General features: G+C 70.5%; 13 protein-coding genes. 7 read left to right on the forward strand and 6 right to left on the reverse strand.

The features are described 5' to 3' along the window. Positions 1–37 precede the first annotated feature (37 nt). Positions 38–757, reverse strand: coding sequence for an SDR family oxidoreductase (locus FNH05_RS22345; protein WP_144590670.1), 720 nt, complete (start codon positions 755–757; stop codon positions 38–40). Positions 758–827: 70 nt separating this feature from the next. On the opposite strand from FNH05_RS22345, the gene FNH05_RS22350 reads away from it, so the two are divergent. Beyond that, positions 828–1,436 (forward strand): TetR/AcrR family transcriptional regulator, encoded by a 609-nt coding sequence (locus FNH05_RS22350; RefSeq protein ID WP_144590671.1) that lies wholly within the window; start codon positions 828–830, stop codon positions 1,434–1,436. Beyond that, complete coding sequence (locus FNH05_RS22355; RefSeq protein WP_144590672.1) at positions 1,433–2,254, forward strand: SDR family NAD(P)-dependent oxidoreductase; 822 nt, start codon at positions 1,433–1,435, stop codon at positions 2,252–2,254. The genes FNH05_RS22350 and FNH05_RS22355 overlap by 4 nt, the downstream gene beginning before the upstream one ends. A 34-nt stretch (positions 2,255–2,288) precedes the next feature. Here the strand turns inward: FNH05_RS22355 and FNH05_RS22360 are convergent, their stop codons facing one another. Further along, positions 2,289–3,023, reverse strand: coding sequence for a dienelactone hydrolase family protein (locus FNH05_RS22360; RefSeq protein ID WP_144590673.1), 735 nt, complete (start codon positions 3,021–3,023; stop codon positions 2,289–2,291). A 308-nt stretch (positions 3,024–3,331) separates the two neighbouring features. On the opposite strand from FNH05_RS22360, the gene FNH05_RS22365 reads away from it, so the two are divergent. Together FNH05_RS22365 and FNH05_RS22370 are read left to right on the forward strand one after the other, a co-directional pair. Beyond that, positions 3,332–3,553 carry a hypothetical protein gene (locus FNH05_RS22365; protein ID WP_144590674.1) on the forward strand — a complete coding sequence of 74 codons (222 nt, stop codon included), beginning with the start codon at positions 3,332–3,334 and terminating at the stop codon, positions 3,551–3,553. Beyond that, positions 3,550–3,786, forward strand: a complete 237-nt coding sequence (locus FNH05_RS22370) for a hypothetical protein (protein ID WP_144590675.1) — start codon at positions 3,550–3,552, stop codon at positions 3,784–3,786. Before FNH05_RS22365 ends, FNH05_RS22370 begins: the two co-directional genes overlap by 4 nt. 23 nt (positions 3,787–3,809) lie before the next feature. Here FNH05_RS22370 and FNH05_RS22375 read toward each other — a convergent pair whose 3' ends face one another. Further along, positions 3,810–4,730 (reverse strand): RNA polymerase sigma-70 factor, encoded by a 921-nt coding sequence (locus FNH05_RS22375; protein ID WP_144590676.1) that lies wholly within the window; start codon positions 4,728–4,730, stop codon positions 3,810–3,812. A gap of 165 nt (positions 4,731–4,895) precedes the next feature. On the opposite strand from FNH05_RS22375, the gene FNH05_RS22380 reads away from it, so the two are divergent. Then, positions 4,896–5,381 carry a carboxymuconolactone decarboxylase family protein gene (locus FNH05_RS22380; RefSeq protein ID WP_144590677.1) on the forward strand — a complete coding sequence of 162 codons (486 nt, stop codon included), beginning with the start codon at positions 4,896–4,898 and terminating at the stop codon, positions 5,379–5,381. 90 nt (positions 5,382–5,471) lie between these two features. Here the strand turns inward: FNH05_RS22380 and FNH05_RS22385 are convergent, their stop codons facing one another. Further along, on the reverse strand, positions 5,472–6,419 hold the full coding sequence (locus tag FNH05_RS22385; RefSeq protein WP_144590678.1) for a threonine ammonia-lyase: 948 nt from the start codon (positions 6,417–6,419) through the stop codon (positions 5,472–5,474). A gap of 81 nt (positions 6,420–6,500) precedes the next feature. Between FNH05_RS22385 and FNH05_RS22390 the strand changes: the two genes are divergently transcribed. Next, positions 6,501–7,397, forward strand: a complete 897-nt coding sequence (locus FNH05_RS22390) for a LysR family transcriptional regulator (protein ID WP_246127883.1) — start codon at positions 6,501–6,503, stop codon at positions 7,395–7,397. Between the two features lie 21 nt (positions 7,398–7,418). Here FNH05_RS22390 and FNH05_RS22395 read toward each other — a convergent pair whose 3' ends face one another. After that, positions 7,419–8,021, reverse strand: coding sequence for a TetR/AcrR family transcriptional regulator (locus FNH05_RS22395; protein WP_144590680.1), 603 nt, complete (start codon positions 8,019–8,021; stop codon positions 7,419–7,421). A 149-nt stretch (positions 8,022–8,170) separates the two neighbouring features. Here FNH05_RS22395 and FNH05_RS22400 point away from each other — a divergent pair, with 149 nt between their 5' ends. Next, positions 8,171–9,214, forward strand: a complete 1,044-nt coding sequence (locus FNH05_RS22400; protein WP_144590681.1) for an aldo/keto reductase — start codon at positions 8,171–8,173, stop codon at positions 9,212–9,214. 259 nt (positions 9,215–9,473) lie between these two features. Here the strand turns inward: FNH05_RS22400 and FNH05_RS22405 are convergent, their stop codons facing one another. Next, positions 9,474–10,214 carry a polyprenol monophosphomannose synthase gene (locus tag FNH05_RS22405; RefSeq protein WP_144590682.1) on the reverse strand — a complete coding sequence of 247 codons (741 nt, stop codon included), beginning with the start codon at positions 10,212–10,214 and terminating at the stop codon, positions 9,474–9,476. Positions 10,215–10,476: the final 262 nt, after the last annotated feature.

A 10,476-nucleotide genomic window follows, 5' to 3' on the forward strand; every position in this document is an offset into this window, starting at 1 on the left:
GACCCTTCACGGCTTGACTGCCGCCGCCCTCGCCTGATCAGCCCAGCGAGACCAGGCGTGCTCCCCCGTCGGCTTCGATGACGGTGCCGGTGGTGCCCGCGTTGGTCGCCGCCAGCACCACGACCTCGGCGATGTCGTCGGCGGTGGACACCTGCCGCGCGGGCAGGGCCCGCGCGGCCTGGGCGAAGTACTCACGGCGCGCGTCCTCGGGCATACCGCTCCACCACGGGGTGTCGACCAGTCCGGGCGACACCCCGTTGACGCGGATCGGCGCGAGTTCCACCGCCAGCGGCTTCACCAGTGCTTCGACCGCGCCGTTCAGCGCGGCGATACCCGCGGTCCCCGGCATGCCCGCCCGTGCCGTGACGGCCCCGACCAGCGTGATCGAACCCGCCGGGGCGAGGTGCGGCAGCGCCGCCTGGATGGTGGTCAGATGGGCCCAGAACTTGGCGTCGAAGGCACGGCGGAGCATGCCGAGGTCCAGCTCCGCGATCGGGCCGACGCCTTCGCTCCCGCTGAGCGTGACGACGAGCCAGTCGATGGTGCCGATGCGCTCGGCGAGGGCCGTGATCGCCGCGCGATCGCCGCCGTCGGCCTGATGTCCGATCAGGCCCGGGTCGGTGGCGGCCAGGCCGTCGAGCCGTTCCTTGCCGCGCCCCGCGATGTGCACGGTGGCGCCCCGCTCGCGCAGGCGGCGCGCGGTGGCCAGCCCGATCCCCGAAGTGCCCCCGACGATCAGGGCGGTCTTCTCGCTCATGGTGTCGCCTCTCCCAGAAAGTAATTCGAACCGAGACGTCTCGGTTCGCTTTACGCTAGCATGGGTCCCGATGAGCGACCAACCAGTTCCCGCGCGCCCCGGGCGCCACCGCAGCGAAGCAAGCCGCATGGCCATCCTCACCGCCGCCTACGAACTCACCGCCGAGCTCGGCTACGCGGGCCTGACCATCGAAGGCATCGCCGCCCGCTCCGGCGCGGGCAAACAGACGATCTACCGCTGGTGGCCGTCGAAGGCCGACGTGCTCCTCGACGCGCTGGCGACCAAGGCGGACCTCTACGTCCCCATTCCCGACACCGGCGTCTACCGCCAGGACCTGCACGACTTCCTCGAGGCGAGCCTGGCCCTCGGCCGCAGGCAGCCGGTGATCGACGCCCTGCGCGCCCTGATGGCACAGGCGCAGCTCGACGAGGACTTCGGGCGACGCTTCCGCGAGAAATTCCTCCAACGGCGCCGCGACGCACTGGCGGTGCTCGTCGAACGCGCCCGCGACCGCGGCGACCTGCCACCCAGCCCCCCGGCGAAGGCCATCCCGGAAATCGTCTTCGGCATGACCTGGTATCGGCTCCTCGCCACGCGGGAACCCCTCGATTCCCACCTCATCGACACCCTCCTCGGCCTGCTCGCCCCGGCAGGCCCCGACACACGGAGCACCCCATGACGATCTTCATCACCGGCGCCACCGACGGCCTCGGCCGCGCACTGGCCGAACGACTCGCCGCCCAAGGCGCACCCCTGATCCTGCACGGCCGCGACCCCGGCAAACTCGACGCGACCGCCGACGCCCTCCGGCACGCGACCGGACAACGGCCGCGAACCGCCGTCGCCGACCTCGCCGACCTGAACCAGGTACGACGGCTCGCCGCACAGGTCCGCGACCTGACCGACCGGCTCGACGTGTTCGTCAGCAACGCCGGGATCGGGTCCGGCCTCCCGGAGAGCCGGACCCGGCAGACCAGCGCCGACGGCCACGAACTCCGGTTCGCGGTCAACTACCTCGCCGGATTCCTGCTGACCCTCGAACTGCTGCCACTGCTACGGCGCTCGACCCCGGCCCGCATCGTCAACGTCGCCTCACTCGGACAGCACCCGGTCGACTTCACCGACCTGATGATCGAGCACGACTACAGCGGCACCCGCGCCTACGGACAAAGCAAACTCGCACAGATCATGTCCGGCTTCGAACTCGCCGGACGCCTGCCCGCCGGTGAAGTCACCGTCAACAGCCTCCACCCCGCGACCTTCATGCCCACCAAGATCGTCCTCTCCGAGATCGGGTACACAATGGACAGTCTCGACGAGGGCGTGGCCACCACCCACCGGCTCGTCACCGACGAAGCGCTCACCGGCACCACCGGCCGGTTCTTCGACCGCACGCGCGAAACCAGGGCCAACACACAGGCCTACGACCCCACCGCCCGCCGGGAACTCTGGCGACGCAGCCTCGACCTCGTCGGCCACGAGGACCCCACACTCTGACAGCCGAGCGCGCGACAGCCCACGCGCCGACGGCTCAGCCGTTGACCAGAGCGCGGTCGAGGAGGGAGAGCAGGCGGTCCCAATGGAGCTGTAGTGCGCCGGGATTGAACGCGTCGGTATCGGACATGGTGAAGCCGTGCACGGTGCCGGGGTAGATCTCGGAGGTGTAGTCGACACCCGCCGTATCCAGGGCCCGGTTGAGCTCGTCGAGAGCCTCGGGCGTGATATCGGTTTCCGCATGGCCGAAGTGGACCTGGGCGGCGAGCCTGGAGAAGCTGCCGGGCCCGTCGGCGCCCACGGGGCCGTGGAACGCGGCGACGGCGGCTACCTGGCCGGGGTGGGCCGCGGCGGTGCGTAGCGCCAGGAGGCCGCCAAAGCAGTAGCCGGTCACCGCGACCGGTCCGGCACTGACCTCGGGCTGGGTGGTGAGGAACCTGAGGTAGGCGTCGGCGTCGCTCACGACGCGTTCGGCGGTGTGCGCCTCGATCAAGGGCATCAGCTGGGCGATGACCGCTGGCCGGACCTCTTCTCCGATGTGCTCGGGAAGTTCGATCACCGGTGCCGGGCCATGCCGGTAGAAGTAGTTGGGGACGAGCACGTAGTACCCGTGCCCGGCCAGTTCGCGGGCCACCTCCCGCAGCACGGGCCGGATGCCGAAGGCGTCCGCGTACATCAGCACCCCCGGGTGCCGCTCGCCTTGGCCGGGGAAGGCAGCGAAGGCATCGGCCTGGCCGCCGGTGGTGGGAATCCGCAGCGTCTTGGTGGGCATGACTTCTCCTGTCGTGGTTGAGGTGTCGAGCCTGTGATCAACACGACGGAGGCGGAGCCCGCGCGGCAGCGCAGGATCCTCGATCGAACAGCGGGCCCGCACCGGCCCGTACGGCGCTCAGAAGAGCACCGGGTCACCGATCCGTGTGTGGCGCAATGCCGTCCCGGTAGTCATCGCCGTACAACCTAGCCCACCCGGGAACCGTTACGCCACCATCGGAACCAGCGCCCACGTCCGAAGTCCCTGTGCGACAACGCCTTCGCATCGCAAAACGCGTCACCCCGGCGAGTGGAGGTACGCTTTCGCGCATGGTTCTCCGCGCTGGTGCGGGGCCTGGACGGTCCCCGGCGGGCACACCTGGCCTGCTGCTGCTCGACGTCGACGGCCCGCTGAGCCCCTACGCGGGCACCGACGCGGCCAAACAGGCGGCCGGATACCGGCAGTACCCGGTGAACCCGCTGTCCGGGAACGGACCGGAACCGCTCTGGCTGCACCAGGACCACGGATCGGACTGCCCGAACTACCGGTGATCCACTTCCGGAACGTCACCTCCTGGAAGTTCGGGGCGGTCGCGCAGTACGCGCGAGGACGCCCGCTGGCCTGGTTCGACGACGACTTCGACCTGTTCCCCCACCAACTGGCCGAGTTCGAAGCGGCCCGGAAAGGTGTGCCGACCCTGCTGCACACCGTGTCGCCGTCCGAGGGCCTGCGCGAGGAAGACTTCGACGCCGTAGCCGAGTGGGCCGCGACGCTCGCCGCCTGACCCCCAAGCTCCGGGTCCGGGGTTCAGCGGCGCAGCATGACCTCGCGCCGCAGACGCGACAGCTTCTGCGGATTCCGCACCGAGTAGATCCCGGTGACGAGGCCGTCGTCGATGCGCACCGCCAGCACGGTGTCGACCTCGCCGCCGAGCCGCAGGATCAGCGCCGGGTAGCCGTTGACCTGCGCCGTCTGCAGCGACCCCGCGGCGAGGTTCGCCAACCCGGCGGCGAGCAGACCGGCCACCGCGTCGGCCCCCGCCACGGGCGCCAGCGCGGCCCGCGCGAGACCCCCACCATCACCCAGGAACACCACATCCGGGGCAAGGACATCGAGCAGATCCCGCAAATCGCCGGTTTCGACCGCCCGCCGGAAAGCCGCGAGCGCATCCCGGGTCTCGGCCGCGGAAACCACCCCGCGCGGCCGTCGCGCGGCCACGTGCGCCCGCGCCCGGTACGCCAGCTGACGAACCGCGGCAGGGCTTTTCCCCACCGCCTCGGCGATCTCCTCATAACCCAGATCGAAGACCTCCCGCAGCACGAACACCGCCCGCTCGACCGGCGCGAGGGTTTCCAGAACCAGCAGCATCGCCAGCGAAACGTGCTCGGCCAGCTCCACATCGGCGGCCACGTCGGGTGCCGTCAACAGGGGTTCCGGCAGCCACGGGCCGACGTAGGACTCCTTGCGGCGGCCGAGCGCGCGCAACCGGTCCAGCGCCTGACGGGTGGTGATCCGGACCAGGTACGCGCGCTGATCCCGCACGCCGGCCAGGTCGACACCGGTCCACCGCAACCAGGTTTCCTGCAGGACGTCCTCGGCATCGGCGGCCGAGCCGAGCATCTCGTAAGCGACGGTGAACAGCAGGTTGCGATGGGCGACGAACGCCTCCGTGGCGGGGTCCGGCCGACCACCGCGATCACCGGAAGTGATCCGCGCCGTGGCGTCCATGGGTAGCTCCTGTTCCCTCTCGGCTGCTTCTCCCACCTGACGCCGGAACCCGCCGCCGCATAACACGCAACGGTAGCGGCGTACGTCACACGAGCCGGTGTTACGCGATCGCGGGCACCGTCGTCTTGTGGTCGCTCAACCGAGCACCACGAGAAAGGACGAGTCATGGAACCCCGTTTCAACCTCAACACCAACGAGCTCGGCGCCAAGATCGGCAAGCGGTTCGCCACCACCAGCGCGGCGATCATGCAGTCGTCGCTGCCGAAGTCCGTGATCGAGATGGTCGAGCTGCGCGCCAGCCAGATCAACGGCTGCGGCTTCTGCGTCGACGCCCACACCAAGGAACTGGCGGCCGCCGGCGAGCCCGCGGTGCGCATCAACCTGGTCGCCGCCTGGCGCGAGTCCACCGTGTTCACCGAGGCCGAGCAGGCCGCGCTGGCACTCGCCGAGGAGGGCACCCGGCTCGCCGACGCCCACCACGGCGTGTCCGACGAGACCTGGGCCCAGGTGCGCAAGCACTACGACGACGACCAGATCGCCGCACTGGTCTACCTGGTCGCCATGATCAACGCCGCCAACCGGCTCCTGGTGATCACCCGGACCAAGGGCGGTTCCTACCAGGCAGGCGCGTTCGACCAGGCGGCGAGCTGACCGGCACGCCCACCCCGGCGCCAGCCGTGAGGGGCCCCCTCACAGTCACTTTCGACCGTGAGGGGGCCCCTCACGGCGCACCGCAGCCCGTCAGGGCCTGGGTTCCGCCATTGCCGCCGCCCGGATCTCGGCCGGACTGGCGTTGCCGCCGGTGCACATCAGCACCACCTTCCGCCCCGCGAACCGGTCCCGGTACCGGTCGAACGCGGCGAGCGGAGCGGCCCCGGCACCTTCCGCGAGGACATGGGCCTCCCGCAGCAGCCTCGCCTGCGCCCGGGCGATCTCCTCGTCGGACACGAGCAGGAAATCGGCCAGCCGGTCCCGCAGCAGCTCCTGGGTCAGGGCGAATCCCGAACCGGTCGCCAGACCCTCCACCACCGTCTCGTTAGGACGGTGCACCGGAGTCCCGGCACGCCACGAATCGTGAGCGGCCGGCGAGGCCGAGGACTGCACCGCGAAGATCTCGCACCCGGGCGCGACCGCCGCCGCCACCAGGCAGGCCGCCGCCGCACCCGATCCGCCGCCCACCGGAACCACGATCGCCTCAACGTCCGGATCCGCCTCGAAAACCTCCAGGTACGCCGTCGCCACGCCGGCGATGAGCGCCGGTTCGTCGGCCGCGCTCACCAGCCGCAGACCGCGGTCCTTCGCGAGGCGCTGGGCATGCTCCCGCGCGTCGTCGAACGTCGCCCCGTACTCGACCAGTTCCGCCCCGAGTGCCCGCACCGCCGCCGCCTTGGCCGGGTTCGGACGCTCCGGCATCACGATCGTGCAGGGCATCCCGTACCGCCCCGCGGCATGGGCCAGCGACTGCGCGTGGTTGCCGGTCGAGTAGCCGACCACGCCCGGTCCGTCGAGCCCGGCGAGCAGGTTGAGACCACCGCGCACCTTGAACGCGCCGGTCGGGTGCAGGTTCTCGTGCTTGATCAGCACACCGGGCCCGAGCGCGGGACAGGCCCGCAGCGGCGTGGGCGTCAGTTCGGTGGCGAGCAATCGTCGTGCCCGCAGCACGTCGGTCATCGTGGGGAGGGAAAGCATGCTCCCAGGCTCACACGCTCGGATTCATCAGTCCAATGCCGGTATTCGAAGATTCCATCGAACCTGTCTATGCTTCGCGCCGTGGATCTGAACCGGCTCCGCGTGCTGGTGGCGGTGGCCCGCACCGGCTCGGTCACGGCCGCGGCCGAAGCGCTGCACTACGCCCAGCCCTCGGTCAGCCATCACCTCGCCCGGCTCGAAGCCGAAGCCGGCCTGCCCCTGCTCCAGCGCGCCGGACGGGGCATCCGCCTCACCGAAGCCGGGCGCCTGCTCGCCACCCGCGCCGAGGAGATCCTCGGCCAGGTCGAATCGGTCCACGCGGAACTGGCCGCACACGCCGGTCTCCGCGCGGGACGCGTACGGCTCGCCGCCTTCCCCTCGGCACTGGCCACCGTCGTGCCGCCCGCGGCGGCCCGCCTGGCGACCGACCACCCCGGCATCGAACTGGCCCTCACCGAGGCCGAACCACCCGAGGCCCTGACCGCCCTGCGCAACGGCGACGTCGACCTCGCCCTGGTCTTCGAACACGGTGAAACCCAGGCCGCGGACCGGCGCGCCATCCGGACGACCACCCTGCTGACCGAACCCCGGTACCTCGTCACACCGCGCGAGCGGAGCTGGGACGGCTCCCGCGAGGCGCTGACCACCTACGCCGGGGAACGCTGGATCGCGGGCTGCCCGCGCTGCCGCGCCCACCTGCTCGACGCCTGCCGCCAAGCCGGGTTCACGCCCGAGATCGCCTTCGAGACCGACGACTACGTCGCGGTCCAGTCCCTGGTCGCGGCGGGACTCGGCGTCAGCACCCTGCCCGGCCTCGCCCTCCTGGCCAGCCGGAACCCACAGGTCCGGCTGGACCGGTTGCCCGGCGACGAGCGCCGGGTCCTGGCCGCCACCTACGGAAACTCGGCCCCTCCGCTTCCGGTGCAGGCTCTTTTGACGGTCTTCGGCCAGACCTGCCGCGGGCAGGTCTGGCCGTAACGACCCGCGCTGTATAGGTCGTTATACACTTTGCCGCCGACGGCCACGCCATGTCTCCGAGCTGGTGATGCCGTCCATCAGCAGGTCGAGCAGTCGCTCGGCTTGCTCGCGCTGAGAGACGGCACCGGTTGCGAGAGTGACGCCCGCCAGAGCCGCGAGGATGTCACCGGAGGGCACGTCCTGCCGGATCACCCCCTGGGCGATTCCGGCGAGACGAAACTCCTCGACCGCACCGGTCAGCTGCTCGCGCGTCCGCGAGCTCAGCTGCTCGTCGCCCCGCAGGAGCGATTTGAGCGTGTCGGCCATGCCGTGCTTGGTGGCAAGGTAGTCCAGCACCTCGGACATCCATGACCTGAGGGCCCGGTCGGCGGGCAGCTCGCCGAGCAGCGCCGAAGTCCGGCCGGCGAGACGGGAGGTCTCGTAGCGGTAGGTGGCGTCGACCAGCTGCTCCCGCGTCGGGAAGCGCCGGTACAGGGTGCCGATCCCGACACCCGCGTCCTTGGCGATCTGCTTCAGGGTCGCAGCCGCGCCGTCCCGGGCGAACGCCTGGGCGGCCGCCGCGAGCAGCTTGTCCTCGTTGGCTCGCGCATCGGCCCTCCTCGGCCGGACGGGCTGATCGGTCATGCGCGCCTCCCTCCCTGCTTGCTATCCGGAGTCGGCTCCGTATATCCTGCGACGACAAGCGGAGCCGACTCCGCTAGCCGGGACGGTACCAGAGTGGCCATCGGCCGTTTCCGTCCCGCTGCCGCACCCACGGAAGGACCGTCCACACCATGCAGTACCGCACGCTGGGAAGCACCGGAGTCCAGATCAGCTCGCTGTGCCTGGGCTCGATGATGTTCGGCAGGTGGGGAAACCCCGACCACGACGAGGCGATCGCCGTCATCCGCACCGCACTCGACGCGGGCGTCAACATCATCGACACGGCCGACGTGTATTCGGACGGCGAGTCCGAAGTCATCGTCGGGAAGGCCATCGCCGGACGGCGCGACGAAGTCGTCCTGGCCACCAAGGTGTCCAGCCCGATGGGCCCCGGCCGCAACGAACGCGGCGCCTCACGGCGCTGGATCGTCCGGGCCTGCGAGGAGAGCCTGCGCCGCCTTGGCACCGACCACATCGACCTCTACCAGGTGCACCGGCCCGATCCGGCCACCGACCTCGACGAGACCCTGGGCGCGCTGACCGACCTCGTCCGCACGGGAAAGATCCGCTACGCGGGCTCCTCGACGTTCTCCCCCTCCACGATCGTGCAGGCGCAGTGGACCGCCGAGCGACGGCAGCGTGAACGCTTCGTCTGCGAACAGCCTCCGTACTCCCTGCTGGCCCGGGGCGTCGAGGCCGACGTACTGCCCACGTGCGAGACATACCGGATGGGAGTGCTCGCCTGGAGCCCGCTGGCCGGGGGCTGGCTGTCCGGCCGCTGGCGGCGGGACGCGGCCGGCCTGTCCAGCCATCGCACCCGGACGATGTCCTTCCCGACCACATTGGCCCACTACGACCTGGACATCCCGGGCAACAAGGCCAAGCTCGACGCCGCCACCGAACTCGCCGGCATCGCCGAGGAAGCCGGCCTGACGCTGGTCCAGCTGGCACTGGCGTTCGTCACCACCCACCCCGCGGTCTCCGCGGCGGTGATCGGCCCCCGCACCGCCGAGCACCTGCAGGGAGCGCTGAGCGCCGCGGACATCACCCTGGAACCCGCGGTACTCGACCGCATCGACAGCGTCGTGGCACCCGGCGTCGACATCAACCCCGAGGACACGGGCTACGGCGCGGCCGTCCTCGCCGATCCGAAGCGGCGACGCCGTGCCGCGTGAGAACCCCGGCCGAGCCCGGCTAGGGCGTGTATCAAAGTGGCTTGGGTGGCGGTGCGGGTGGCGGAACCTCAGGCGGTCCCTGGCTGCGGGATCTCCTCCTCATGAATGCCAATTCATGAGCGCTGGCAGTGCTGTTCTTGCCAGGAACCGCCTGAGAACCCGCGGCGGTGCCAGTTGACAGCGTGGCGCAAACGGCTCACGCCGCTTCAAGACGCGAAACTCGACTTCTGTTGACCAACGCTCGACTTCGATACAGGTCCTAGCGGGAGCGCGAAATGCCGAACAGCAGCTTCCACGGCAGCACCGCGGACTCCAGCTGCACGCCCAGGCTCATCTTCGACTCACCCTCGGTCCGCTCGTCGAAGCGGATCGGGATCTCCGCGATCCGCGTTCCGCAGCGCACCGCGCGGTAGTTCATCTCCACCTGGAAGGCGTACCCGCTGCTCTGGATCGCCGAGAGGTCGATCTTGCGCAGGGTTTCGGCCCGCCAGGCCTTGAAGCCCGCCGTCGCGTCCTTCACCCGCAGCCGGAGGATCGTGTTGACGTAGAGGTTCGCCCACGCCGACAGGGCACGCCGGTGCCAGGGCCACTCCCCCGCCACCGAGCCACCGGGCACGTACCGGGACCCGAGCACGACCCCGGCGTCCGAGGTGGACAGTTCGGCGACCATACGCGGGATCGCCTCGGCCGGATGCGAGAGGTCGGCGTCCATCTGGATGACGATGTCGGCCCCCTCCTCCAGCGCCCGGGTGATACCGGCGACATAGGCCCGGCCGAGACCGTCCTTTTCGGTCCGGTGCAGCACACCGAAGGTCTCCGGCGAATCGGCCGCCAGCTTGTCCGCCACCTCGCCGGTGCCGTCCGGCGAGTTGTCGTCCACGACGAGCACGTGCAGATCGGGCACCTCGAGCGCGGCCAGCATGCCGGCGAGCCGGGGCAGGTTGTCCCGCTCGTTGTAGGTCGGGACGACGACCGTCACCTTTGGGATGCGCTCCCCCATGATCATTCCTCTAGCTCGCCTGCACGGACCGGGTTACCGTATCGGACCGCCCCGCGGCGGCCCTGAGCGGCGCCGTATAGGTCGTTATACACCAGTCTCGGCCGCCGGGTAGAGGCGCCCCATCAGCTCCAGGACCTCGGCGATCATCCTCCGTGCCCGAACCCGCGTCGGCGCGATGGCCACCTCGCGGCCCGCTTCGGTGGCCATCGCCGTCAGGCACAGCACCAGCACCTCGCTCAGCGGCCGCGAAGGACCGTTGAGC

Source organism: Amycolatopsis rhizosphaerae, assembly GCF_007713715.1.
Taxonomy (GTDB): Bacteria; Actinomycetota; Actinomycetes; order Mycobacteriales; family Pseudonocardiaceae; genus Amycolatopsis_E; species Amycolatopsis_E rhizosphaerae.